Annotated in this window: 24 protein-coding genes; 15 read left to right on the forward strand and 9 right to left on the reverse strand. The window is 75.4% G+C overall.

The features are described 5' to 3' along the window. The first annotated feature begins 19 nt into the window (after positions 1 to 19). Positions 20 to 790, forward strand: coding sequence for a CPBP family intramembrane glutamic endopeptidase (locus IE106_RS25220; RefSeq protein ID WP_189537691.1), 771 nt, complete (start codon positions 20 to 22; stop codon positions 788 to 790). 66 nt (positions 791 to 856) lie between these two features. Here the strand turns inward: IE106_RS25220 and IE106_RS25225 are convergent, their stop codons facing one another. Both IE106_RS25225 and IE106_RS25230 read right to left on the reverse strand, forming a co-directional pair. Then, on the reverse strand, positions 857 to 1,666 hold the full coding sequence (locus tag IE106_RS25225; protein ID WP_189537511.1) for a PhzF family phenazine biosynthesis protein: 810 nt from the start codon (positions 1,664 to 1,666) through the stop codon (positions 857 to 859). Between the two features lie 357 nt (positions 1,667 to 2,023). After that, positions 2,024 to 2,761, reverse strand: a complete 738-nt coding sequence (locus IE106_RS25230; protein ID WP_189537512.1) for a dienelactone hydrolase family protein — start codon at positions 2,759 to 2,761, stop codon at positions 2,024 to 2,026. A gap of 403 nt (positions 2,762 to 3,164) precedes the next feature. On the opposite strand from IE106_RS25230, the gene IE106_RS25235 reads away from it, so the two are divergent. The 3 genes from IE106_RS25235 to IE106_RS25245 all read left to right on the forward strand — a co-directional run bounded on the left by IE106_RS25235 (position 3,165) and on the right by IE106_RS25245 (position 5,809). Then, complete coding sequence (locus IE106_RS25235; protein ID WP_189537513.1) at positions 3,165 to 3,779, forward strand: PadR family transcriptional regulator; 615 nt, start codon at positions 3,165 to 3,167, stop codon at positions 3,777 to 3,779. Positions 3,780 to 4,220: 441 nt separating this feature from the next. Further along, positions 4,221 to 4,784, forward strand: coding sequence for a Clp protease N-terminal domain-containing protein (locus tag IE106_RS25240; protein ID WP_189537514.1), 564 nt, complete (start codon positions 4,221 to 4,223; stop codon positions 4,782 to 4,784). 41 nt (positions 4,785 to 4,825) lie between these two features. Then, on the forward strand, positions 4,826 to 5,809 hold the full coding sequence (locus IE106_RS25245) for an EamA family transporter (RefSeq protein ID WP_189537515.1): 984 nt from the start codon (positions 4,826 to 4,828) through the stop codon (positions 5,807 to 5,809). 135 nt (positions 5,810 to 5,944) lie between these two features. Here IE106_RS25245 and IE106_RS25250 read toward each other — a convergent pair whose 3' ends face one another. Next, positions 5,945 to 6,649: a pyridoxamine 5'-phosphate oxidase family protein gene (locus IE106_RS25250; RefSeq protein ID WP_229840762.1), complete on the reverse strand. Its 705-nt coding sequence runs from the start codon at positions 6,647 to 6,649 to the stop codon at positions 5,945 to 5,947. A gap of 35 nt (positions 6,650 to 6,684) precedes the next feature. On the opposite strand from IE106_RS25250, the gene IE106_RS25255 reads away from it, so the two are divergent. After that, positions 6,685 to 8,019, forward strand: coding sequence for an aminotransferase class I/II-fold pyridoxal phosphate-dependent enzyme (locus tag IE106_RS25255; protein ID WP_189537517.1), 1,335 nt, complete (start codon positions 6,685 to 6,687; stop codon positions 8,017 to 8,019). Here the strand turns inward: IE106_RS25255 and IE106_RS25260 are convergent. Beyond that, positions 8,010 to 9,023 carry a DMT family transporter gene (locus IE106_RS25260; RefSeq protein WP_189537518.1) on the reverse strand — a complete coding sequence of 338 codons (1,014 nt, stop codon included), beginning with the start codon at positions 9,021 to 9,023 and terminating at the stop codon, positions 8,010 to 8,012. The genes IE106_RS25255 and IE106_RS25260 overlap by 10 nt on opposite strands. Positions 9,024 to 9,097: 74 nt before the next feature. Here IE106_RS25260 and IE106_RS25265 point away from each other — a divergent pair, with 74 nt between their 5' ends. After that, positions 9,098 to 10,003, forward strand: a complete 906-nt coding sequence (locus IE106_RS25265; protein WP_189537519.1) for a LysR family transcriptional regulator — start codon at positions 9,098 to 9,100, stop codon at positions 10,001 to 10,003. Between the two features lie 135 nt (positions 10,004 to 10,138). Here the strand turns inward: IE106_RS25265 and IE106_RS25270 are convergent, their stop codons facing one another. Then, positions 10,139 to 12,322, reverse strand: coding sequence for a S9 family peptidase (locus IE106_RS25270; protein WP_189537520.1), 2,184 nt, complete (start codon positions 12,320 to 12,322; stop codon positions 10,139 to 10,141). 307 nt (positions 12,323 to 12,629) lie between these two features. Between IE106_RS25270 and IE106_RS25275 the strand changes: the two genes are divergently transcribed. The 8 genes from IE106_RS25275 to IE106_RS25310 all read left to right on the forward strand — a co-directional run bounded on the left by IE106_RS25275 (position 12,630) and on the right by IE106_RS25310 (position 19,933). Further along, the gene (locus IE106_RS25275; RefSeq protein ID WP_189537521.1) at positions 12,630 to 13,247 is read left to right on the forward strand and encodes a hypothetical protein; all 618 of its coding nucleotides are present in this window, start codon (positions 12,630 to 12,632) and stop codon (positions 13,245 to 13,247) included. A 292-nt stretch (positions 13,248 to 13,539) separates the two neighbouring features. Beyond that, positions 13,540 to 14,412: a HipA family kinase gene (locus IE106_RS25280; protein WP_189537522.1), complete on the forward strand. Its 873-nt coding sequence runs from the start codon at positions 13,540 to 13,542 to the stop codon at positions 14,410 to 14,412. After that, a complete protein-coding gene (locus tag IE106_RS25285; protein ID WP_189537523.1) occupies positions 14,409 to 14,792 on the forward strand; it encodes a DUF3037 domain-containing protein in 384 nt (127 codons plus the stop codon). The genes IE106_RS25280 and IE106_RS25285 overlap by 4 nt, the downstream gene beginning before the upstream one ends. Before the next feature lie 157 nt (positions 14,793 to 14,949). Beyond that, on the forward strand, positions 14,950 to 15,711 hold the full coding sequence (fabG, locus tag IE106_RS25290; RefSeq protein WP_189537524.1) for a 3-oxoacyl-ACP reductase FabG: 762 nt from the start codon (positions 14,950 to 14,952) through the stop codon (positions 15,709 to 15,711). A gap of 20 nt (positions 15,712 to 15,731) precedes the next feature. Further along, complete coding sequence (locus IE106_RS25295; protein WP_189537692.1) at positions 15,732 to 16,499, forward strand: SDR family oxidoreductase; 768 nt, start codon at positions 15,732 to 15,734, stop codon at positions 16,497 to 16,499. A 119-nt stretch (positions 16,500 to 16,618) separates the two neighbouring features. Then, positions 16,619 to 18,196 (forward strand): ABC transporter substrate-binding protein, encoded by a 1,578-nt coding sequence (locus IE106_RS25300; RefSeq protein ID WP_189537693.1) that lies wholly within the window; start codon positions 16,619 to 16,621, stop codon positions 18,194 to 18,196. Between the two features lie 95 nt (positions 18,197 to 18,291). Then, entirely contained in the window at positions 18,292 to 18,975 is a 684-nt protein-coding gene (ung, locus tag IE106_RS25305) for a uracil-DNA glycosylase (protein ID WP_189537525.1), read from the forward strand. Positions 18,976 to 19,405: 430 nt separating this feature from the next. Further along, entirely contained in the window at positions 19,406 to 19,933 is a 528-nt protein-coding gene (locus tag IE106_RS25310; protein WP_189537526.1) for a hypothetical protein, read from the forward strand. A 42-nt stretch (positions 19,934 to 19,975) separates the two neighbouring features. Here the strand turns inward: IE106_RS25310 and IE106_RS25315 are convergent, their stop codons facing one another. Beyond that, positions 19,976 to 20,440, reverse strand: a complete 465-nt coding sequence (locus IE106_RS25315; protein ID WP_189537527.1) for a hypothetical protein — start codon at positions 20,438 to 20,440, stop codon at positions 19,976 to 19,978. A 122-nt stretch (positions 20,441 to 20,562) separates the two neighbouring features. Between IE106_RS25315 and IE106_RS25320 the strand changes: the two genes are divergently transcribed. After that, positions 20,563 to 21,471 (forward strand): Gfo/Idh/MocA family protein, encoded by a 909-nt coding sequence (locus IE106_RS25320; RefSeq protein WP_189537528.1) that lies wholly within the window; start codon positions 20,563 to 20,565, stop codon positions 21,469 to 21,471. Here IE106_RS25320 and lnt read toward each other — a convergent pair. From lnt to IE106_RS25335, 3 genes are all read right to left on the reverse strand, one after another. Beyond that, positions 21,392 to 22,999: an apolipoprotein N-acyltransferase gene (gene lnt / locus IE106_RS25325; protein ID WP_189537529.1), complete on the reverse strand. Its 1,608-nt coding sequence runs from the start codon at positions 22,997 to 22,999 to the stop codon at positions 21,392 to 21,394. The two genes, IE106_RS25320 and lnt, sit on opposite strands and share 80 nt — an antisense overlap. Before the next feature lie 472 nt (positions 23,000 to 23,471). After that, positions 23,472 to 23,663, reverse strand: a complete 192-nt coding sequence (locus IE106_RS25330) for a hypothetical protein (RefSeq protein WP_189537530.1) — start codon at positions 23,661 to 23,663, stop codon at positions 23,472 to 23,474. 73 nt (positions 23,664 to 23,736) lie between these two features. Continuing rightward, positions 23,737 to 24,609, reverse strand: coding sequence for an undecaprenyl-diphosphate phosphatase (locus IE106_RS25335; protein WP_189537531.1), 873 nt, complete (start codon positions 24,607 to 24,609; stop codon positions 23,737 to 23,739). Positions 24,610 to 24,675: the final 66 nt, after the last annotated feature.

Genomic DNA, 24,675 nt, shown 5'->3' on the forward strand with positions numbered 1-24,675 from the left:
GCGGACGGCCGGCGCGGCCGTGCCGCCGGCGGCACGGGAGCGGCACAGGACCCTGCGGTCCGAGACGCTGATCGTGCTGGCCCTGTCACTCGGCGCGAGCGCGGTCTCGTCCCTGATCAGCTTCGTGGGGTCGCTGACGAAGCCGGGCGGTCTGAAGGACCAGGCGGCGACGCTCAACGGCTCGTACGCGCCGGGCCGTCCGTGGCTCGACCTCGCCTGGCAGCTGTTCTCCCTCGCCACCGCGCTCGTGCCGGTCGTCCTCGTCGCGCACCTGCTGCTGCGCGAGGGCGCCGGGCTGCGCGCGATCGGCTTCGACCGCCGCAGGCCCTGGCCCGACCTGGGGCGCGGAGTGCTGGTCGCGGCGGTGATCGGCAGCGCCGGGCTGGCGTTCTACCTGGTGGCGCGGTCGGCCGGGATGAACCTCACGGTGGTGCCCGAGTCGCTGCCGGGGGAGTGGTGGAAGCACCCGGTGCTGATCCTGTCGGCGATCCAGAACTCCGTCGTGGAGGAGGTCATCGTCGTCGGCTACCTGCTGCGCAGGCTCGACCAGCTCGGCTGGTCGCCGACGGCGGCGCTCGCGGCCAGCTCGGTGCTGCGCGGCTCGTACCACCTGTACCAGGGCATCGGCGGGTTCGTCGGCAACCTGGTCATGGGCGTCGTCTTCGTCCTGCTGTACCGGCGGTGGGGGCGGGTCGGGCCGCTGGTCGTGGCGCACGCGCTGCTCGACGTGGTGGCCTTCGTCGGGTACGCGCTGCTCGCCGGCAGGGTGGGGTGGCTGCCCACGGCGTGATCCCGGGCGGGGCCGCGCCGTGGGGCCGGGGCGCGCGGGGGCGGGCGCCGTGCGGCCCGCCGGCCCTCAGACGCGCAGGTCGCCCTCGATGACGGTGACCGCCTGACCGGTCAGCAGGGTCCGCTCGCCGCGCAGCGCGGTGCGGACGACCCCGGTGCGGCCGCCGCCCTGCAGCCCGGTCAGCTCGGCGCGGCCGAGGCGGGCCGACCAGAAGGGGGCCAGCGCCGTGTGCGCGCTGCCCGTGACCGGGTCCTCGTCGATGCCCAGGCGCGGGAAGAAGCAGCGCGACACGAAGTCGTGGCCGCACTCCGGGTCCGTGGCCGCGGCGGTGACGATGACGCCCCGGTCGGACAGCCCGGCCAGTGCCGGGAGGTCCGGTGCCAGGGCGCGCACGGCCTCCTCGTCCCGCAGCTCGACCAGCAGGTCCCCGATGTGGGCGGCCGTGTCGTGGACCGAGACGACCTCCGCGCCGAGCGCGTCGGCGAGGCCCGCCGGCGGCTCGGTCGGGGTGAGCGTGGAGGTGGGGAAGTCCATCGTGATCGTGCCGTCCGCGGCGACCGTCGTGGTGAGGACGCCGCAGCGCGCGGCGAAGCGCACCGTGCCGGTGGCCCGGCCGGTGGTGTGCAGCACGTGGGCGGTGGCCAGCGTGGCGTGCCCGCACATGTCGACCTCGGCGGCCGGGGTGAACCAGCGCAGCGCCCAGTCGGCGTCGCCGCCGGGCGGGAGGGGGTGCGCGAAGGCGGTCTCGGAGAGGTTGACCTCCGCGGCGACCTCCTGGAGCCAGTGGTCGTCGGGGAAGGCGTCGAGGAGCAGGACGCCCGCCGGGTTGCCGGAGAAGGGGCGGTCGGTGAAGGCGTCGACGATACGAATCCGCATGGGCACGACCGTAGACGGCCGCCGAAGCCGCGGGCCAAGGCCAATGCGCGGGATCTGGACCTGAATGACCTGCGGCAGTGGTCGTCGACCGACCGCCACCGGGGGACGGTCGACGCCCGTTCGTGCCACCGCGGGTCGGCCCTTCGGCGTGCAGGTGGGCGGGGGATGCGGCGGGGCACCCGCCGGTGTGTTCGAAGGGCCTGCCCTCGCGGCCTTCGAGCTGCCCTTTTCCGTCAGCGGCACGCTCGTACGTCGATCGCTTGGGTCTGGCGGGGATGCGCACCCGGTAGGGGTGTGGGGCGGGAGGCCGTCCGTGCGCGACGCCGACCGGTCCTGGCGCCGGCCCGGTCGCCCGGGTCATGCCCCCGGGGCGTCCGTCACGGGCAGGCACTCGGCGAGCAGGTCGACGACGTCGCGCCAGGCGCGCTGCGCGTGCCGCGGGTGGTAGCCGACGCCGGGGACGGTGGGGTGGTCGACCGGCGGGTGGTGGAAGGCGTGCAGGGCGCCGCCGTAGACCGCGAGGCGCCAGTCGACGCCCGCTGCCTGCATCTCGGCGGTGAACGCGTTCCGCTGCGCGGGCGGCATGATCGGGTCCTCCGACCCCACTCCCGCCCACACCGGGCAGCGGATGCGCGCCGCCTCGCCCGGCCGGCCCGTGGTCAGCGCGTTGACCGTCCCGATCGCGCGCAGGTCGACGCCGTCGCGCCCGAGCTCCAGCGCGACGGCGCCCCCGGTGCCGTAGCCGACGGCGGCGATCCGGTCGGGGTCGGTCCGCGGCTCGGCGCGGAGCACGTCGAGCGCCGCGTGGCCGATGCGCCGCATCCGGTCGGGATCGGCGAGCAGTGGCAGGCAACGGGCCAGCATCTCCTCGGGGTCACCCAGATAGCGCCCGCCGTGAAGGTCGAAGGCCAGCGCCACGTATCCCCGCTCGGCGAGAGCGTCGGCCCGGCGGCGCTCGACGTCGCTGAGCCCCATGCCCTCCGGTCCGAGCAGCACCGCGGGCCGGCGGTCGGCACCGGCGGGGAGCGCGAGGTGCCCGACCATCGTCAGGCCGTCGGCCGGGTACTCGACCGTACGTGTCGTGATCGTCGTCATGGGGCCGGACTGTAGTGATCGTCCAGCCCGGTTAGGCCGGTGTTCCGCCGCCGGCTGAACGGCGCGGGCGTCCCTCCGGAAGACGGGGCGGGCCCGGCGCTCGGGGGAGCGCCGGCAGCCGGCTCGTCGATGGTCCCGCCCGGCGGAACGACACGCCGCCGACGAACGGCTCGACGGGCCGGCCCGGCGGGGCGACAGCCCCACGACGGTCGCCCTCGTCCGGCACGGACGGCCGAGCGGCCGGCCTTCGCCGGCCCGAACCGGCTGTGACCGGCCTTCCCCGGCGATCGGCCAGGACTTCCTGCGCAGGTCACCGGAGATCCGTCCGGGAGCATTGCCGAACGACTTCTTCCGATATATCGTTGAAGCATCGTGATGGATCAACGATAGAAGGGGTGCAGTGATGCGTTCACAGGGACACGAGCACGAGCAGGGCCGGGGACACGGCTACTGCGGCCCCGGCCGGCACGGCCACGGGGAGTTCGAGGGGCGGCGCGCCGCCTTCGGGCCCTTCGGTCCGGGCTTCGGCGGCCCCGGGTTCGGCGGGCCGTTCGGCGGGCGGGGGCGCGGCGGCGGCAGGGCCCGGCGCGGGGACGTCCGGGCCTCGATCCTGGCGCTCCTGAAGGACCGCCCCATGCACGGCTACGAGATGATCCGGGAGATCGCCGAGCGCAGCGGCGGCGCCTGGAAGCCGAGCCCCGGCTCCGTCTACCCCACCCTCCAGCTGCTGGAGGACGAGGGGCTGATCGAGAGCCGCAGCGAAGGCGGCAAGAAGCTCTTCGCGCTCACCGACAGCGGGCGCGAGGAGGCCGAGTCCGCTCCCGAGGCCCCCTGGGAGGAGGCCGGCAAGGGCATCGACTGGGAGGCCATGAACGAGATCCGGCAGGCCGGCTTTGGGCTGCTGGAGGCGTTCGGCCAGGTGTGGAAGACGGGCTCGGCCGGACAGCGGCAGAAGGCCCTCGGCGTCATCAACGACGCCCGCAAGAAGCTCTACCTCATCCTGGCCGACGAGGACTGAGGCCCGCGCGGCCGAGGGCGTCGGGGCCCGCCGCCCTCCGCGGGCGGGCCCCGAGGGGGCGCGGGAGGGTCGCCCGGAACGTACCGCCCGGCGTACGCTCCCGGCGCGTACTCCCGGCACACACCCCCGGTCGGTGTGCCGCCGTCCGTCCGCGGCGAGCGGCGCGGACGGGGCGGAACACGTACGGGGGAGGGGCCTCCGCGGGCCGCATCGGCCGCGAGCCGGGGCGTCCGTGGGGCGGGCGGTCCGCAGGCCGGACGAGCCGCCGCGGCCCGGACCGCCCGCCGGGCGTGGATCAAGGCGGCGCGCGCCCCCGGGGGCCACTTCTCCGATCTCCTCCCTGAGGACGAGGGGGAGGAGCCCGATCCCCACCCTGTGTGGGACGCGACATGCTTCCTCACGGGGATGCCCCGAAGGGCTCCCACCTGATGAGGTGGGTGGGTGCAGAGCTCCACCTCGCGTTTCCCCTCCCAGCCCCCCGGGCACCGCCCCGGGCCGGAGGACCGGCTCACCGCCGAACTGGCCGCCGTCGTCGCCGGCGCGCGGCGCAGGGCGGCGCGGGACGGTGACCGGCAGATCGACACCGCCCACCTCCTCCACTCGCTCGTCGAGTCCGACCCGGACGTCCGCGCCGCCCTCGGCGGACCGCGGGCCGCCCGCGTCCTCGCCTACCTCGTCCAGCGCAGCATCGGCTACGGCCTGCGCTGGCACGGCACCGTCGAGGACTCCGGCGCCGTGGTCCTCGACCCCGGTCCGGCACGGCCCGCCCCGCTCCCGCCGCCCGCGCCGGCCGACCCGCCCGGCTGGTCGCCCGCCGCGGTCGCCGCGCTGGGGGCGGCCCTCGCCCGGGCGCGGACGCGGGGCGAACCGCGGGCGCACCCGCGCGACCTGCTCGCCGGACTCACCGCCGTCCCCGACTGCCGTGCCGTACAGGTGCTGGCCCGCGCGGGCGTCGACCGGGCCCGGCTGACCGCCCGGATCGAGCATCCGTCCCAACAGGCGTGACCGCCTTTACGCTCCTGACACGGTCCTGTCATCATGGGGCGATGCACGCGTCTCAGGTGAGGAGCGCCGGCCTGGGACTCGCCCTGGCCTCGGCGTTCGCGTTCGGTGGATCAGGTGTCGCGGCCAAGCCGCTCATCGAGGCGGGGCTCGACCCGCTGCACGTGGTGTGGCTACGGGTCACGGGCGCCGCGCTCGTCATGCTGCCCGTCGCCTGGCGCCACCGCGACCTGCTGCGCCGCGAACCGGCCCTCCTCGCGGGCTTCGGCCTCCTCGCCGTCGCGGGCGTCCAGGCGTTCTACTTCGCCGCCCTGTCCCGCATCCCCGTCGGTGTCGCCCTGCTCATCGAGTACCTCGCGCCCGCGCTCGTCCTCGGCTGGGTCCGGTACGTGCAGCGCCGCCCGGTGACCCGGGCCGCCGCCCTCGGCGTCGTCCTCGCCGTCACCGGCCTCGCCTGCGTGGTCGAGGTGTGGTCCGGGCTCGGCTTCGACGTGCTCGGGCTCGCCCTCGCGCTCGGCGCCGCCTGCTGCCAGGTCGGCTACTTCGTCCTGTCCGACCAGGGCGGCGACGAGGCCCGGCCCGTCGACCCGCTCGGCGTCATCGCGTACGGGCTGCTGGTCGGCGCCGCCGTCCTCACCGCCGTGGCCCGCCCCTGGGGCATGGACTGGGGCGTCCTCGCCGGCACCGCCGACCTGGGCGGCACGGCCGCGCCCGCCTGGCTGTTGCTCGGCTGGATCGTGTTCGTCGCGACCGTGCTCGCGTACGTCACCGGCGTCGTCTCCGTGCGCCGGCTCTCCCCGCAGGTCGCCGGGGTCGTGGCCTGCCTGGAGGCGGTCATCGCGACCGTCCTCGCGTGGGTGCTGCTCGGCGAGCACCTGTCGGCGCCGCAGGTCGTGGGCGGCGCCCTCGTCCTCGTGGGCGCCTTCATCGCCCAGTCGTCCACGCCCAGGGCCCCCTCGAAGCCCGTGGCGGGTTCCGGCCCCGCGGTGGACGGCGAGCGCTCGCCCGTCGACCGGGCCACCGCGTAGCGGCACCGGCCGGGCCACCGCGCGGGGGCGCGTACGCGAGCGGCCGTGCCGGTGGCCGCGTGCTTCCGGGGCGGGGCACGGGCGGCTCCCACGACTCGGCCTCACCGTGCCCCGCGCGCCCCGTGGGCGGAGGGGTCAGAGCGCGGCGAGGTAACCGGGCAGGGCGACCGACGGGTCCAGGTCCTTGTCGGGGATCGCCGTGCCGTACCGCGTGACCAGCGGGATCACCCCGGCCCAGTGGGGGAGCCGCAGGTCGTCGGGGTCCTCGTTGACGCCGCCGGTGCGGACCTTCGCGGACACCTCCGCCAGGTCGAGGGCGAGGACGGCGGTCGCGGCCAGCTCCTTGGCGTCGGCGGGCCGCGAGTCCGCCGACCGGCCGGGCACGACGTGGTCGACCAGGGCGTCCAGCGCGGCCAGCTTCTCGTCCGGGTCCGTGATCTGGCGGGCGGTTCCGTGCACCACGACCGACCGGTAGTTGACCGAGTGGTGGAACGCCGAGCGGGCCAGCACCAGGCCGTCGACGTGCGTCACCGTCAGGCACACGGGCAGGCCCGGGTCGGCCGCGGGGCCGCCGCCCGCCATGCGCAGGGGCCGCGAGCCCGTCGAGCCGTGGACGTACAGGCGCTCGCCGACGCGCCCGTACAGCGTGGGCAGCACGACGGGGCGGCCGTCGCGGACGAAGCCCAGGTGGCAGACGTACGCCTCGTCGAGTATCGAGTGGACCAGCGCCCGGTCGTACGACGCCTTCGGGCGGCCGCGGGTGGGGACGGTGAGGTCCGTCGGCCCGTACGCGCCGGGGGCCTCCGGCGCCGGGCCTGCGGACGTGGCGGTCTCCGACATTGCGGCCTCCATTGCACTAGTGCATAATTATCTTTGTGCTAGGAGAGTATCGGATCAGTGGGCGCCGCGCATCGGAGATCGCGGCCAGCGTCGAGCGCGGGGTCGGCGCGGGTGACCTTCCACCCGGCCAACCCCTCCCGCCGATGCGGGAGCTGGCGGTGGAGCTGGGGGTCAATCCGAACACCGTCGCGGCCGCGTACCGGACCCTGCGCGAGCGGGGCGTCATCGAGACCGCCGGCCGGCGGGGGAGCCGGGTGCGACCCCGCCCGGTCACCACCGTGCGGGACGCCGTGCGGATCGAGGCGCCCGAGGGCGTGCGGAACCTGGGCAAGGGCAACCCCGACCCGTCCCTGCTGCCGCCGCTCGGGCCGGCGCTGGCCGCCGCCGCGCGCCGCGAGGACGCGCGGCACGTGATGTACGGGGAGCCGCCCGTGGACGCGGACTTCGCCCGGCTCGCGCGCGCCGCGCTGGACGCCGACGGAGTGCCGGCCGGGCCCGTGGGCGTGACCAGCGGAGCGCTGGACGCCATCGAGCGGGTCCTTGCCGCGCACCTGCGGCCCGGCGACGCGGTGGCGGTCGAGGACCCGGGTTGGGGCAGCGTGTTCGACCTCGTGCCGGCGCTGGGACTGCGGGTCGTCCCCGTCGGGGTCGACGACGAGGGGCCGCTGCCGGACGACGTGGAGCGGGCGCTGCGGGACGACGGGGCGCGGGCGGTCGTCGTGACCGACCGGGCGCAGAACCCGACCGGCGCCGCGGTGGGCGCCGAACGGGCCGTACGGCTCCGGGAGGTGCTGGGCCGCCACCGGGACGTGCTGCTCGTCGAGGACGACCACGGGCACGGCTTCGTCGACGCGCCGCTCCACCCGCTGGGCGGGGTCACCGACCGGTGGGCGTTCGTCCGGTCGGTCGCCAAGGCGTACGGGCCCGACGTGCGGGTCGCCGCGTTCACCGGCGACGAGGTCACCGTCGACCGGGTCCTCGGCCGGCAGCGGCTGGGCCCCGGCTGGGTGAGCGGGCTCCTCCAGCGCGCCGTCGTCCACCTCTGGGAGACCGGCGCCGTCGACCGGGAGGCCGTGGCGCGCTCGTACGGGGAGCGGCGCGACGCCCTGGTCCGGGCGCTGGCGGAGCACGGCGTCGAGGCGCACGGGCGCAGCGGGATGAACGTCTGGGTGCCGGTGGCCGACGAGACCGGCGTGGTGACGCGGCTGCTGCAGGCCGGGTGGGCGGTCTCGCCGGGCGCGCGGTTCCGGCTGGCGTCGCCGCCCGGGATCCGGCTGACCGTGTCCGACCTGACGGGCGCCGACATCCGGCCCCTCGCCGAGGCCGTGGCCGCGGCGACGGCGCCGGGGCCGGTGCGCTCCTACCGCTGAGCCGGCCGCCGCTCCCCGCGCCGCCTGGGCCGGGGGGTGCGGGGAGCGGCGCCGGCACGGCTCTGCGTGAGGGCCGCGCCCGCCAGCACGACGAGCGCGCCGACCGGGGTGTTCCAGGTGAGCGGCTCGTCCAGCAGCGTCACCCCGGCGGCCGTGGCGATGACCGGGATGAAGTACGTGACCATCTGGCCCGTGGTCGGGCCGACCTCGGAGACGATCCCGTACTGGACGAGCATCGCGAAGCCCGTGCCCAGCGCGCCGAGCGCGACCACCGCCAGCAGCGGCACCAGCGGGAACGCCGTCGGCATGCTGGTGAACAGCGGCGTCACGACGGCCAGTTGCGCCGTCGCGAGCATCAGCTGCGCGCCGGTCAGCGACAGGTGCGACTCGCTGCGGCCGGCCAGCGTGCGCCGCACGTAGATCCAGCCGACCGGGTAGCTCAGCGAGGCGAGCAGCGCCATGGCGGTGCCCGCGCCGTCCACGCCGGAGAAGCCCTGCCAGGCGCCGAGCACCGTGAGGACGCCGAGGAAACCGAGGCCGAGACCGGCGACCCGGCGGCGCGTCGGGCGGTCCTCGGAGAGGGCGACCAGCGACAGGACCATGCCCCACAGCGGCGAGGTGGCGTTGCAGATGCCCGCCAGGGTCGATGGGATCGTCAGCTCCGCGAAGGCGAACAGCGAGAACGGCAGGGCGTTGAGGAAGAACGCCGCCACCGTCAGGTGCGCCCACGTGCGGGCGCCGCGCGGCAGGCCCGTCCGCCGGACGGCCATGGCGGCGGCGAGCACCAGCGTGCCGAACAGCAGCCGCCCGAACGTCACCTGGAACGGCGCGTACGCCGACGTGCCCACCTTGATCAGCAGGAAGCTGAAGCCCCACACGACGGCCAGCACCGCGAAGCGCACCCTCCAGCCGACACGCGGCGCGCGGGTGGCGGCGCCGGCCGGGGCGGACGCCGGGGCGGGGGAGGGCGGCGAAGGGGCGCGGGACGGGGTCGCGGTGCTCATGGCGGCCAGCCTGTACCCCATGACTTCTTAGAACAAGTGAGATTTTCTTTGATAATCCGATTAGCATTGCTTACATGTTGAACCTGGAGCGCCTGCGCATCCTCGACGCCCTCGCCCGGCACGGCTCGGTCAGCGGCGCCGCCGAAGGGCTGCACGTCACGACCTCGGCCGTCTCGCAGCAGCTGGCCAAGCTGGAGCGCGAGGTCGGCCAGCAGCTGGTGGCGAAGAACGGCCGGGGCGTACGCCTCACCGACGCCGGGCAGCTGCTCGCCGGCCACGCGGCGCGCATCCTGTCGCAGGTGGCGCTCGCCCAGGCGGACATCGAGGCCCAGCGCGGCCGGGTGGTGGGGGAGGTGCGGCTGGCCGGGTTCCCGACCGCCGCACGCGGCCTGTTCCCCCGCGCCATCACCACGCTGCGGGCCGGCCACCCCGAGCTGCGCGTACGCAGCAGCGAGCTGGAGCCCGAGCATGGCATCCGCCACGTCCTGAGGGGGGACGTGGACCTCGCCGTGGTGCTGGACTGGAGCAACAAGCGCCTCCCCGTGCCCGGCGGGCTCGCCCAGGCCGCCCTCCTGGACGACGCGGCCGACGTGGCCGTGCCCGCCGGCCACCCCCTCGCCGGGCGCACGGAGGTCGACCTGGAGGACCTCGCCGACGACGACTGGGTCTCCTGGCCGGAGGGCGAGTTCTGCCACGACTGGCTCGTGTTCACCCTGCGCTCCAAGGGCATCGAGCCGCGCATCACCCACCTGGCCGGCGAGCACCACACGCAGCTGGCGCTGATCCAGGCCGGCCTCGGGGTGTGCGTCACGCCCCGGCTGGGCCGCGGACCCGTGCCCGAGGGCGTCGTCCTCGTCCCCGTACGCCAGCAGATGCGCCGGCACATCTACGCCGTGTGGCGCACGGACGCGGACCGGCGCCCGTCCATCAGGGCGGCGGTGGAGGCCCTGCGGGAGGCCGGCGCCGCCGTCGAGGGCTGAGACCCCGTACCCGCGGAGGGGACGTCACCCGAGCAGGACGGAGCCCCCTCCGCGGTGGGCGACCCGGCCGCGTCCACCGGGGCGCGCGTCCCGGGGTCCGTCCTTCCGCGGGTACGGGCCGGGGCGGCGGGCCGTTCACCCCCGCAGCGCCCTCTTCAGGAACTCCGCCTCCAGCCGCAGTCGACCGCCCGCCACCTCCTCCCGCGTGACCAGGTGCGTCGCCCCCGGCAGCGGCAGCACCGTGTGGGGCCTCCCCGCGGCGAGCAGCGCCGCGGACAGCCGCAGGGTGTGGGCCGCCACCACGTTGTCGTCCGCCAGCCCGTGGACCAGCATCAGGGGCCGGGCCAGCCGGTGCGCCTGCCCCAGCAGCGACGACCGCGTGTAGTTCTCCGGCTCCACGTCCGGGTGGCCCAGGAACCGCTCCTCCCAGTGCGTGTCGTACAGCCGCCGGTCCGTGGGCGCGGCGCCCGCGACCGCGGCGTGGAACACGTCGGGGCGGCGCAGGACGGCCCCGATCGCCAGGTACCCGCCGTACGACCAGCCCCGTATCGCCACCCGCCCCAGGTCCAGGGCCGGGTACCGCCGCGCCGCCGCGTGCAGCGCGTCCACCTGGTCCTCCAGGGCGGGCCCCAGCCGGTCGCCGCGCACCGCGACCTCCCAGTCCCGGCCGCGCCCCGGCGTGCCGCGCCCGTCGGCGAGCAGCACGGCGAACCCCTGCTCGGCGAACCACTGGGCGACGGCGCTCCACCAGCCGTACGCCCGCACCGCCAGCTGCAGCCCCGGCCCGCCGTACGGGCTGAGCAGCACCGGCAGCCGCGTCCGGGACGCCGGGTCGTACCAGGACGGCAGGTGCAGGTGCGCGCGCACCTCCCGCTCGCCCAGCGACAGCGGGACGGCGCGGGGCCGGACCCCGGGGGACTCGGCCAGGACCGCGATCCGGCCCGCGGGCTCCCCGCCGCGCAGGACCGTCACCGAGCGGCCCCGGAAGGTCAGGCCCTCCAGCACGACCGTGTCCCCGCCGACCGCGGCCGTGTGCACCCCCGGCTCCCGGCTCACCCGGCGAAACGCCCCCGGGCCGCCCGGGGCGCCGCCCTCCGGCTCGTACACCCACACGTGGGTCTCCGTCGGATCCTCGCCGCCGGTGACGTGGACGCGCTCCCCGACGGCGCCCAGCACCTCCCGGACCTGGAGGCCGGGCGGCGAGACCGCCTCGCCGACGCGCACCGCGCGCACCCCGTCCCGGACGTCCGCCACGACCACCGCGCCCGAGGCCGTGCGCAGCGGCGTCCCGGGGACGAGGGCCACCCACGCCTCGTCGTGCGCCGTGTGCAGGGGGCGTACGGCGCCCGTCGCCGGGTCGACGGCGAACACCGCGGCCGTGCGCTGGTCCCGGGTCTGGACCTGGACGTACGGGCCGTGCGCGTCCCAGCCGGCCGCCGTCACGTACTCGAAGCGCCGGTCCGTCCAGGCGCCCTCCGGGTGCCGTTCGGCGTCCGCCCCGGCCGGCGTGCGCACCGGTGTGCGCCGGCCGTCGAGGGCCACGACGTGGACGGTCACCCCGGCGTTCGCGGTGCCCGCCACCGGGTAGCGCAGGACGCGCGGCGGCCGGGCCGGGTCCGCCGGGTCGGCCAGGTACCAGCGGGCCACGGGCGCCTGGTCGACGCGGGCGACCAGGAGGGCGTCCCCGTCCGGCGACCACCAGTACCCGCGGTGCCGGCCCATCGACTCGGCCGCCGCGTGCTCCGCCAGGCCGTACACCACGTCCGGCGCCTCGGGCACGGCCAGCGGCCGGTCGTCCGCCCCGTCCGTCCCGACCACGCGCAGGGCGCCGCCGGTCACGTACGCGACGAGGGAGCCGTCCGGGGAGGGCCGCGGGTCCACGGCCGGGCCGGCCGTCGGCACGCGCCACGGCGCCCCGCCGTCCGTCCGCACCGCCCACAGGGCGCCGCCGAGCGTGAACACCGCCAGCCGGACCGCCCGGTCCGTCGCGTACCCCGTGATCCCCGAGGACGTGACGCGGGCCCGTTCGCGCCGGACCCTCTCCTCCTCCGGCAGTCCGTCGTCGCCCGGACCGCCCAGCGCGGCCGGGTCGGCGAGGAGCCGCTCCGCGCCGTCCCCGAACAGCCACAGCCGCCCCACCGGGTCGGTGCCCGACCCGGTCCGCACGAACAGCACCCGCGCCCCGTCCGGCGAGACGGTGAACCGGCCCGGCACGCCCAGCGAGAACCGCCGGGTGCGCGCGAAGAGACGGGGGAAGCCGGCTGCTACCGGCGACGGGCCGGGGAAGGGGGCGGCGGGCGGGGGAGCCGGAGGAGTCATGGGCGGAGCATGACAGGCCCGGGCCTCCCCGCCGGGGGAGAGGCCGCGCCCGCGGGGAACGCGACCGCCGCGCCGGCGGCCGGGCACGGCGCCTCCCCGAGGCCGTGTCACCGGCGGGGGCGAGGCGGGCGGCGCCGGCCCCCCTTCCGCCGGCCGGCGCACCCGTCTCCGCCGGGCGGCGGTGTTCCCCGGCACCCCCCGCCTCCACCGCGCGGCGGAGGGAGGCCCTCCCCGCGAGCGATGCCGGCCGGTGCCGGCGCCGACGACGATCGACGGGTACCCCGGCCCCCCTCGATCGGAGCCCCACATGCCGCACAGGACCCTGCGCGCCACCCTCCTCCTCGCCGTCGCGGCCGCCGTCGCCGCGCCCGCCGCCGCCGCGGCGCCCGCCCCCTCTCCGCCCTCCGTGCGGAAGACCGCCGCCGCGGCGGCCGCCCCGGCCCCGCCCCGCGCGCGGGAGGCCGTCACCGTCTCCTCGCTCAAGGGGGACGCGCGCATGGACTACCCCGTCGCGGACGAGGAGGTGCGGGTGTCCGTCGACGCCCGTTCCACGTACGCCGCGGGCAGTGTCCCGCGGCGTTCCTGGGGCACCTTCCGCATCTCGCACTCCCAGGGCGGCACGCTCTACTGGGGCGAGTTCGAGGTCGACTGCCTGACCACCGGCGGCCCCACCGCCACCGTCACCGGCCGCCTGGTCCGCGCCAGCCCCGGCCATCCCTGGCTCACCCTGCTGGACCCGCACACCCGCATGGGCGTGAGCTTCCTCGTCCCGGAGAAGGGCGAGGCCCGCATCGGGCTCTCCGGGGCCACCGGGAAGGGCGAGCCGCTCCTCACCGCGTGCATGGCACCCGCCGCCGACGCGAAGGTCGTCGACGGCGGGTACACCCTGCGCGACCGTGAAGGCCGGGCACCCCACCGCAGGTGAGGCGCCCCGCCCGCGCCCCGCCCGCGCCCCGATCGCGCCGGAGGCCGAAGGTCCCGGCGCGGCCCGGCGCGGCGGCTCGGGCGCTCCTCGTCCGTGATCACCCTCGGTTACTATGCCCCTTCATGTCGGAGGCCGGCAGCAAGGCGCGCGCCGCCGTCGGCGCACCACCGGGGGAGCGAGGGGATCGGCATGCCGACCGCCCCCCGGGTCGCCGGCAGGTGACCACCGCTGCGGCGCCCCCGGCGAATCCGGCCGTGGAGTGCGAGGTTGAAGAGATGGGCGACCTGGGAAAATGCTGAAAGAGGTCACGGCGACCCGCTATGTCACACCCCTGCGTGAGGGCGGCTCGCTCCCCGGCATCGTCGAGGCCGACGATCTCGGTACGTACGTCATGAAGTTCACCGGCGCCGGCCAGGGCCGCAAGACGCTCGTCGCCGAGGTGATCTGCGGTCAGCTGGGCCGCCGCCTCGGCCTGCGCGTGCCCGACCTCGTCACCATCCAGCTGGACCCGGTCATCGGCCTGGGCGAGCCGGACCAGGAGGTGCAGGAGCTGCTCAAGGCCAGCGGCGGGCTGAACCTGGGCATGGACTACCTGCCGGGCTCCCTCGGCTTCGACCCCCTCGCCTACGAGATGGACCCGGTCGAGGCGGGCCGGGTGGTCTGGTTCGACGCGCTGATCAACAACGTCGACCGGTCCTGGCGCAACCCCAACATGCTGGTCTGGCACGGCGACCCCTGGCTGATCGACCACGGCGCCACCATGATCTGGCACCACAACTGGCCCGGCGCCCCGGCCTCCGCCGCCAAGCCGTACGACGCCTCGGACCACGTCCTGGCCACGTACGGCCCCGACGTGGCCGCGGCCGCCGCCGAACTGGCCCCGCTCGTCACCGAGGAGCTGCTGACCGAGGTGACCGCCGACGTGCCCGACGCGTGGCTGGCCGACGAGCCCGGCTTCGACGCGCCCGACGCCGTGCGGCGCGCCTACGTCGAGGTGCTGCTGCCGCGCGCCGCGACCATCCACGAGCGCGTCACCGTGGGGGAGCGCACCGAGCGCAGGCCCTCGCGGGCCCCCGGCTGGCTGGCCGACCGCCTCGCCCCCCGGCCCCGCACCGCCGGGAGCGGCACGACCGTACAGAGCAAGCAGAAGGACGGCGGCGAGTGACCGAGCGGAACGTCTTCGAATACGCCCTGCTGCGCGTCGTCCCGCGCGTCGACCGCGGGGAGTGCTTCAACGCGGGCGTGGTGGTCTACTGCCGCGCCGAGGCCTTCGTGGCCGCGCGGACCCACCTGGACGAGGGGAAGCTGGCGGCGCTCGACCCGCAGGCCGACGTCACCGGCGTACGGGCCGCGCTGCGCGCCGTGGAGGGGATCTGCCGCGGCGGCGGCGACGCCGGACAGGCCCGCCGCGAGGACGCGGGGCGGCGGTTCCGCTGGCTGGTCGCGCCCCGCTCCACCGTCGTCCAGCCCGGCCCGGTGCACACCGGACTCACCGCGGATCCGGAGGCGGAGGTCGAACGGCTGTTGGACCTGCTGGTCCGCTGACGCCCCACGTGATCCCCGGCACCCCGTCCGTGGGCCGTTGACACCGGGTGCCAGGGCTTCTAGCGTCTCGTCCTGCTGAAGGTACTAAGCGGTCGCTCACCACTCCGGCAGGAGCGGGGCGGGCGGCCCCAGGGACTCAAGGGCGAGGAGAACCAGCATGTCCACCACCCAGCAGCGCGTGGCCGTCGTGACCGGAGGGGCGCGCGGCATCGGCGCGGCGACCGCCGTACGGCTCGCGGCCCAGGGCCGCGCCGTCGCCGTGCTCGACCTCGACGAGGCCGCCTGCAAGGACACCGTCGACACCATCACCGCGGCCGGCGGCACCGCCCTCGCCGTCGGCTGCGACGTCTCCGACGGCGCCCGGGTGGAGGCCGCGGTCGCCCGCGTCGCCGACGAGCTCGGCGCCCCCACCATCCTCGTCAACAACGCGGGCGTGCTCCGCGACAACCTGCTGTTCAAGATGTCCGAGTCCGACTGGGACACGGTGGTGGACGTGCACCTCAAGGGCGCGTTCCTGATGGCCAAGGCGTGCCAGAAGCACATGGTCGACGCGGGCTTCGGCCGGATCGTCAGCCTCTCCTCGTCCTCCGCCCTCGGCAACCGCGGCCAGGCCAACTACTCCGCCGTCAAGGCCGGCCTCCAGGGCCTCACCAAGACCCTCGCCAAGGAGCTCGGCAAGTTCGGCATCACCGCCAACGCCGTCGCGCCCGGCTTCATCGTCACCGAGATGACCGCGCAGACCGCCGCGCGCGTGGGCATGGGCTTCGAGGAGTTCCAGGCCGCCGCCGCCACCCAGATCCCCGTCCAGCGCGTGGGCCGCCCCGAGGACGTCGCGAACGCGATCGCCTTCTTCACGGGCGACGACGCCGGCTTCGTCTCCGGCCAGGTCCTGTACGTGGCCGGCGGACCCCTCAACTGAAGCGGCGGGTGGACGACGACATGAACGCCAGCGAACTGCCCGAGCCGACCGGCCGGGTCGCCCTCGTCACCGGCGGCAGCCGGGGCATCGGCTACGGCATCGCCGAGGCCCTCGTCGCGCGCGGCGACCGGGTCTGCATCACCGGGCGCGGCGAGGAGGCCCTCAAGGAGGCCGTCGAACGGCTCGGCTCCGACCGCGCCGTCCACGTCGCCGGCAAGGCCCACGACGAGGCCCACCAGGCGATCGCCGTCGAGCGGACCATGGAGGCCTTCGGCCGCGTGGACTACCTGGTCAACAACGCCGGGACGAACCCCGTCTTCGGCCCGATGGCCGACCTCGACCTCAACGTGGCCCGCAAGGTCTACGAGACCAACGTCATCTCGGCGCTCGGCTTCGCCCAGCAGACCTGGAAGGCCTGGCAGAAGGAGAACGGCGGCGCGATCGTGAACATCGCGTCGGTCGCCGGCGTCGCCGCCTCCCCCTTCGTGGGGGCGTACGGGATGAGCAAGGCGGCGATGATCAACCTCACGCTGCAGCTCGCCCATGAATTCGCCCCGATTGTCCGAGTCAATGCGATCGCCCCGGCTGTCGTGAAGACGAAATTCGCGGAGGCGCTCTACGAGGGCCGCGAGGCGGAGGTGACCGCCGCCTATCCGCTCGGCAGGCTCGGCGTGCCCGCGGATATCGGGGGCGCCGCCGCTTTTCTCACATCCGACCAATCGGACTGGATCACCGGACAGACCCTGGTGATCGATGGGGGAATTTTCCTCAATGCCGGAGTCGGCTGAGGTGGATTGCGCCTGATTGGCCGCCTAATGCCTCAAGTGCCCCGCCGGTCTCCCTGATTGACCTGGCGGGGTGCTGCGGTATGGTCGGCCGACCATGGCTGAACGAGGAGCGTGTGCACGTGTTCAACCGGACCAGCCTGCAGGCAGCTGCAGCCCTTGCGTCCATATCCCTGCTGGCGGGATGCAGTCTCTTCGCAGGTGATGAAGCCGAGGCGGAAAGCAAGATCGTCGTGGGCACGACGAGTTCTCCGACCACCCTCGACCCAGCGGCCGCGTGGGACAGTTCCTGGGAGCTGTACCGGAATGTCTTCCAGACGCTGCTGAGTTTCCCCACCGGGAGCACCACACCCCAGCCGGACGCCGCGGACTGCAAGTTCACCGACGGCGCCAGCAGGGTGTTCCAGTGCGACCTGCACGACGGGCTGCAGTTCTCCTCCGGCGCCAAGGTCGACGCCGAGGCCGTCAAGCACTCGATCGAGCGGATCCGCACGATCAACGCGGAGGGCGGCCCCAACGGACTCCTCGGGGCCCTCGACAAGATCGAGACGAGCGGTGACAAGACGGTGATCTTCCGGCTCAAGGAGTCGGACGCCACCTTCCCCTTCGTCCTCGCCACGCCCGCCATGTCGATCGTCGAGCCCGCCTCGTACCCGGCGGACAAGCTCCGCGAGGACGGCAAGCTGGTCGGCTCCGGCCCGTACACCCTCGGCAAGTACACCGAGGGCGCGGAGGCCGAGCTGCTCAAGAACCCCACGTACAAGGGGTTCGCCGACCGCAAGAACACCGCCGTCACCATCCGCTACTTCGGTGACTCCGAGGCGATGGTCACCGCGCTGAAGAACAAGGAGATCGACGCCACCTACCGCGGCCTGACCGCCGAGGAGGTCGTCGACCTGAGCGAGAAGAAGCCCGAGAACGAGGGCCTCCAGATCGTCGAGTCGACCGGCGCGACCATCCACTACCTGGTCTTCAACCCCGACGACCCGCAGGCCGGCAAGCCCGCCGTCCGCCGGGCCGTCGCGCAGGTCATCGACCGCGGCGCCCTCGTCGCCAAGGCGTACCAGGGCACCGCCGAGCCGCTGTACTCGATGGTCCCGAAGGGCATCGCCGGGCACACCACCAAGTTCTTCGACCACTACGGCGACCCGGACGTCGCCAAGGCGAAGAGCATCCTGCGCAAGGCCGGCATCGACAAGCCGGTGAAGCTGACCATCGGCTACACCACCGACCGGTACGGCTCCTCCACGGCCGCCGAGTTCGCCGAGATCAAGCGGCAGCTGGACGCCTCCGGCCTGTTCGAGGTGACCCTCGTCGGCAAGCCCTGGAAGGACTTCCAGACGGCCTACCAGAAGGGCGACTACCCGGTCTTCGGCCGCGGCTGGTTCCCCGACTTCCCGGACCCGGACAACTTCATCGCGCCGTTCGTCGGCAAGAACAACGTCCACGCCGCACCGTACGAGCAGCCGGAGATCACCGACCAGCTGCTGCCCGAGTCGCGCCGCAAGAGCGACCGCGCCGCGGTCACCGACCAGTTCGAGCGGGCCCAGCAGATCCTCGTCGAGGACGTCCGCCTGCTGCCCCTGTGGCAGGGCAAGCTGTACGTCGCGGCCAGCGAGGAGATCGGCGGCGGCGAGCGGGCCCTCGACCCGCAGACCGTCATGCAGCTGTGGGAGCTGCACCGCAAGACCAGCTGGTGAACACGGCTGCCCGAGGAAGGCCGGTGGGATCGGTTGTCAGTGATCGCAGGTAGGTTCTGTGATCGACAAGCGATCCCACACCGGAGGTTGTTGACGTGACCGACACCGCCATGCTGCCCGAGTCCTGGCGCGGCGTCCTCGGCGACGAGCTGCAGAAGCCGTACTTCGAGCAGCTCACCGAGTTCGTCGAGGAGGAGCGGGCCAAGGGGCCGGTCTACCCCCCGCGGGACGAGGTGTTCGCCGCGCTCGCCGCCACCCCGTACGACAAGGTCAAGGTCCTCGTCCTGGGCCAGGACCCGTACCACGGGGAGGGCCAGGGGCACGGTCTGTGCTTCTCCGTCCGGCCGGGCGTCAGGACCCCGCCCTCCCTGCGGAACATCTACAAGGAGATGCACGAGGAGCTCGGCCACCCGATCCCGGACAACGGCTACCTCATGCCGTGGGCCGAGCAGGGCGTCCTGCTGCTCAACGCCGTGCTGACCGTCCGCGCCGGCGAGGCCAACTCCCACAAGGGCAAGGGCTGGGAGAAGTTCACCGACGCCGTCATCAGCGCCGTCGCCTCCCGCCCCGACCCCGCCGTGTTCGTCCTGTGGGGCAACTACGCGCAGAAGAAGCTGCCCCTCATCGACGAGTCGCGGCACGCCGTGGTGAAGGGCGCCCACCCGTCGCCGCTGTCCGCGAAGAAGTTCTTCGGCTCCCGTCCCTTCACGCAGATCAACGAGGCCATCGCCCGGCAGGGCCACGAGCCGATCGACTGGCGCATCCCCGACCTCGGCTGAGCGGCGGGCCGCCGGCCCCGGCGGCCCGTGGATCCGTCCTCGAACGGCGTACGGCCCAGCCGGCCGGAGCGCCGGGCCGCGGCGGTGCGCCCGGCGGCGGACGGTGCCCCGGCCCCTCCGCCCGCCCGGCGAGCGGGCCGCGGTGCCGGACGGGCCCGGCGCCGGTCAGGGCCGGCTCGCCGCCGCCCCGGCCGGGCCCCCGGCTTGGCTCCCCCGGGTGGCGGCGCCTTCGCGGACGACGGCGCGGCGCCCGCGGGCCGCGCCCGCCGCTTCCCCGGCCGGACCGCACGACGCCACCGCCCGGTGGACGCCCCCTCCCTGGCGGCCCGGCGGCCCGGGGCGGTTCCGCGCGGCGGTGTCGGCTGCGTCTGCCCGAGATCCGCCGCCCCGGCGGCTAGCGTCGGGGTACGACGACGAGGGAGGCCGGCACATGGCGGACGACGAGGCGGTCACGACCGGCACCGCGGACGACGACGAGGTCATGACCGGCATCGGCCAGGCGACGATGCTGCTGCACGGGGGAGACCGCGAGGAGGCCCGCAACCGGTTCCACGCGCTGTGGGAGCGGATCGGGACGGACGGCGACCCCCTGCACCGCTGCACCCTGGCCCACTACATGGCGGACGCCCAGGACGACCCCGACGTCGAACTCGCCTGGGACCTGCGGGCGCTGACCGCCGCCGAGGCGCTCGGCGGGGCGTTCGGCGAAGAGCCCGGCGAGGAGCCCGGCGAGGAGCGGCCCGCCCGCCGTGACACGGCCGCCCTGCGCGCCCTGTACCCCTCGCTCCACCTGAACCTCGCCGCCGACTACCTGGGCCTGCGCCGCCCGGACGACGCGCGCGCCCACCTCGACCGGGCCCGCGCCGCCTCCGCCGCCCTCGGCGACGACGGGTACGGCGCGGGTGTCCGGGCCGCCATCGACCGGCTCGACCGCCGCCTGCGCGAGAGCGGCGCCTGAACCGCGCCGCCGCCGGCGGCCCCCCGAAGGACCGGCCCCGCGTCAGCGGCGCGTCGCCTCCCGGCACGTACGGCCCCCGGCGCCGCCCAGACGCCACGCGCTGTGCCGCTCCACCAGCCCGCACACGTCCGGCACGGCGGCCGCCGACCGCGCCGGCACCGGTGCCGAGGCCGGGGTCGGGGCCGGAGCGGCCGGGCGTACGGTGGCGCGCGGCCGGGGCCGCGCCCCGGCCGACTTCCCGGAGGCCTCGTCCGTCCGCTGCCGCGCCGCCGCGGGCCGGGGCGGCGGCGCCGGCGCGGGGGCGGCGCTCTCCAGCGCCTCGCGCGGCCGCGCCTCGGCCACCTGCGGCACCGGCGCGCGCGTCGGTGCCCCCGCCGCCGGGGGCTCCGCCGGGACGGAGCCGGGCGCCACCGACACACAGCCCGACAGCGTCACCGCCACCACACCCATCAGGACGCACAGCGCCCCGCCGCTCCCGCCGAGCCTGCCCCTCGCTGTTTCTCGCACCGGCCCACTGTGCCGCCCGGGACACCCGCCGCACCGCGTGTACCGGCGGTTACCGCACGCACGGGTGAAGCACGCCACACGTATGCTGCGGGGCGGACGGCACCACGTGAGAGGAGACCCCCGTGAAGGTGGGCTGCATCGGGCTCGGCGACATCGCGCAGAAGGCGTACCTTCCGGTCCTCACCACCCGGCCCGGCGTCGAACTGCACCTCCACACCCGCACCCCCGCCACCCTGGAGCGGGTGGCGGACGCCCACCACGTTCCCGGGGGGCGCCGCCACACGGACCTCGACGGCCTGCTCGCCGCCGGGCTCGACGCGGCGTTCGTGCACGCCCCGACGGGCGTCCACCCCGAGATCGTGACGCGGTTGCTGGAGGCGGGCGTCCCCACGTACGTCGACAAGCCCCTCGCGTACGAGCTCGACGAGTCCCGCCGCCTCGTGGAACTCGCCGAGCGGCGCGGCGTGTCCCTCGCCGTCGGCTTCAACCGCCGCCACGCGCCCGCCTACGCGCAGTGCCGGGAGCACCCACGCGAGCTGATCCTCCTGCAGAAGAACCGCGTCGGCCTCCCCGAGGCGCCCCGCACCCTCGTCCTCGACGACTTCGTCCACGTCGTCGACACCCTGCGCTTCCTGCTCCCGGGGCCGGTGGAGCACACCGACGTCCGCGCGCGCGTCCGCGACGGGCTCATGCACCACGTGGTGCTCCAGCTCTCCGGGGACGGCTTCACGGCCATCGGGATGATGAACCGCGTGAGCGGCTCCACCGAGGAGGTCCTGGAGGTCTCGGGGCAGGACACCAAGCGCCAGGTCGTCAACCTGGCGGAGGTGGTCGACCACCGGGGCCAGCCGACCGTGCGGCGGCGCGGCGACTGGGTGCCCGTCGCGCGGCAGCGCGGCATCGAGCAGGTCACCCTCGCCTTCCTCGACGCCGTGCGGGCGGGCGAGGTGCTCAGCGCCCGGGACGCCCTGCGGACCCACGAACTGTGCGAGCGGGTCGTGCGGGAGTCCCTGGAGCAGGCGGCCGTCTGACCGCCCGCGCCCCGGCGGCGCCCGCCGCGCCCGCGAGGACGGCGAGTGCCGCCCACAGGGGCCAGTCGCCGAACCGCACGTACGGCGTCGTCGTGCCGGCGAGCGGCACCTCGTAGACGGCGGCGGCGCCGCGGTCCGTACCGAGCGGGGCGCCGATGCGCGAGCCGTCCGGCCCGTAGACGGCGCTCACCCCGGTCAGGGTCGCGTGCACCACCGGCCGGCCGGTCTCGGCGGCGCGCAGCGCGGCCAGCGACGCGTGCTGCCCGGGTGCCCAGCTGTCCTGGAACGTCGACGTCGCCGACTGGGCGACCAGCACCTGCGCGCCGTCGCGCGCCAGCCGGCGGCTCATGTCGGGGAACGCCGACTCGAAGCACACCAGCGGCCCCACCAGCAGCGGCCGCTCCCCGCCGCCCCCGGCCGTCATCACGACCTGCGCGGTGCCGCGCCGCCGGTCCTCGTCCGCCGCCCGGCCCACCGACGTCGCCCACCCCAGTACGGCCCGTGCCGGGACGTACTCGCCGAACGGCACCAGCCGCATCTTGTCGTACCGGTCCCCGGTCGGGCCGCCGGGGCCGACGAGGACGCTGCTCTTGTAGATGCCCGGCAGGTCCGAGCGGCGCGCGTCGACGTTCACCAGGACTTCGGCGCCGACGTGCCGCGACAGCTCCGCCAGCCGGTCGGCGAGGTCCGGCCGGGTCGCCAGGTCGGCGCCGACGCTGCTCTCGCCCCACACGACCAGGTCCGCGTCCCGGCCCGCCAGCGAACGCGTCAGCTCCTCGCCGCGGGAGAACCGCAGCGCGGGACCGTCCGGTCCGCCGATCACCCCCGGCTGGACGACCCCGATCCGTACCGTGCCCACCGGCTCCGGCGGCGCCGGCCACACCCACGCCGACCCCGTGGTGACCGCGCACACCGCCAGCGCCGCGACCGCGGCCGTGCGCGCCGGGGGGACCGCCACGAACAGCGCCACCGCCGTGTTGACCGCCACCACCAGCAGCGTCACCGACCACACCCCGCCCAGCGCCGCCACCCGCAGCGCGGGCGCGACCTGCCACTGGCTGGCGCCCAGCAGCCCCCACGGACCGCCCAGCCCCTCCCAGGAGCGGACGGCCTCGACCATCAGCCACCCCGACGGCACCACCGCGCACGCGGCGCCCGCCCGCCCCCACGACATCGGCGCCCCCCGCAGCGCCTCCCGCGCCAGCCATCCCCACGGCGCCCACAGCAGGCCCAGGAGCGCCGCCAGCACCAGGAGGAAGACGTGCAGGTTCGGCATCAGCCAGTGGTGCACGGCCAGCATGAAGCCCGTCCCGCCCAGCCACCCGTCGAGCGCCGCCCGGCGGCCGGTCGGCGCGGCGCGCAGCAGCAGCAGCCACGGCACCAGCGCCACGTACGCCAGCCACCACAGGGACGGCGCCGGGAACGCCAGGGCGGGCAGCGCACCCGCGAGGACGGCGGCCGCGCCGCGCCCCCACCGGGACGACCGCAGGCGCGCGGCCACCTCACCGTGCTCGGCCAGCAACCGCATCCGCGCCTCCTCGCCCGGGGGTCCGGAACTCCAGTGTGACGGAGGGGATCACTCCACGGACAGTGCGCCCGGCGCGCGCCCCATGCCTTTCGGCCCGGTGGCGAGGGGCCGGGGCCCGCCCCGGCGACGGCCGGGCCCGCCCGGGACGGTCGGCGGGTGCTACCGGGGGTGCGGCGCGGGCGGGCGCGGCGGAGGAAGCGGACGGGGCCGCGCCGCCGGGGGACCGGCGGGGGATCCGGCGCGCGCTTCACACGGGGTGTGAAAGGGACACGTGCGGACGCCGGGCGCGCGCCCTCCCCTGGGGCGTGTGGGGTGCGGCACTGTCGTACATACGGGCCCGGGCAGGAGAACCCCCGGGACCAGGGGCCGCCGGCCAACCCCCCCTGCCGGCGGCCCCCCTTCCGTCCGGGTGCGGGGGCGCGCCCGTACGGGGCGCCGCCCCGGGGCGGCGGGGGTCACGCGACGGCGGGCGTCACGCGGCGGTGTCGACACCGCCCTGCTGCGCGGCGGCCCACTTCACGACGAGGGCCTGGTAGATCCGCTGCTCGTCCGCCGAGAGGCGCCCGTCCGAGCGCGCCCACAACTCGCGGATCGCCCGGTTCAGGGCGTCGGCGTCGGGGACGGGCACGGCGGGGTCGAAGGGGTCGAACGAGGGCTTGGACATGCGACCAGACTAGTGCGCACATCGGACGATCCGCTGTGACCCGCCACGCACCGTGACGATTGCCACGGCGGCGTCAGTGCGTCGGCTGACCCGCGTCGGGGGTGAGGACACCCAGCCAGATCAGGGCGAACAGCACCAGGCCGAGCACTATCCGGTAGATCACGAACGGCATGAAGCTCTTGGTGGTGATGAACTTCATGAACCACGCGATGACCGCGTAGCCCACGCCGAACGCGATGACCGTCGCGAAGACGGTCGGGCCCCACGACACGTGGCCCTCGCCCACGGCCTTCAGCTCGAACACGCCCGAGGCCAGCACGGCGGGGATGGCCAGCAGGAAGGAGTAGCGGGCGGCCGCCTCACGCGTGTAGTTCATCAGCAGGCCGCCGCTGATGGTCGCGCCCGACCGGGAGACGCCCGGGATCAGCGCCATCGCCTGGCACAGGCCGAAGATCAGGCCGTCCTTGACGCCCAGGTCCCGCAGCGTCTTGCGCTCCTGCGCCGCCCGGTGCCGGCCGCCCTCCTGGGTGCGTGCCGCCATCCGGTCGGCCACGCCCAGCACGATGCCCAGCACGATCAGGGTCGTGGCGATCAGCCGCAGGTCGCGGAAGGGGCCCTCGATGTGGTCCTTCAGGGTGACGCCCAGCACACCGATCGGTATCGATCCGACGATCACCAGCCAGCCCATCCGGGCGTCGTGGTCGGAGCGCATCGACTTGTCCGTCAGCGACCGGAACCAGGCCGACACGATGCGGCTGATGTCCTTGCGGAAGTAGATGAGGACGGCCGTCTCGGTGCCGATCTGCGTGATCGCCGTGAAGGCGGCCCCCGGGTCCTGCCAGCCCGCGAAGGCGGCGGTGAGGCGCAGATGGGCACTGGAGGAGATGGGGAGGAACTCCGTCAGCCCCTGGACGAGTCCGAGGATGAGCGATTCGAACCAATTCATGGGGCCAGGGCCGTCCCGAAATGTACGCGTGCGGTCGGTGGATTCGGTGCAGCGTATCGCCTCACG

Source organism: Streptomyces roseolilacinus (genome assembly GCF_014649335.1).
In the GTDB taxonomy this organism is placed as follows: Bacteria; Actinomycetota; Actinomycetes; order Streptomycetales; family Streptomycetaceae; genus Streptomyces; species Streptomyces roseolilacinus.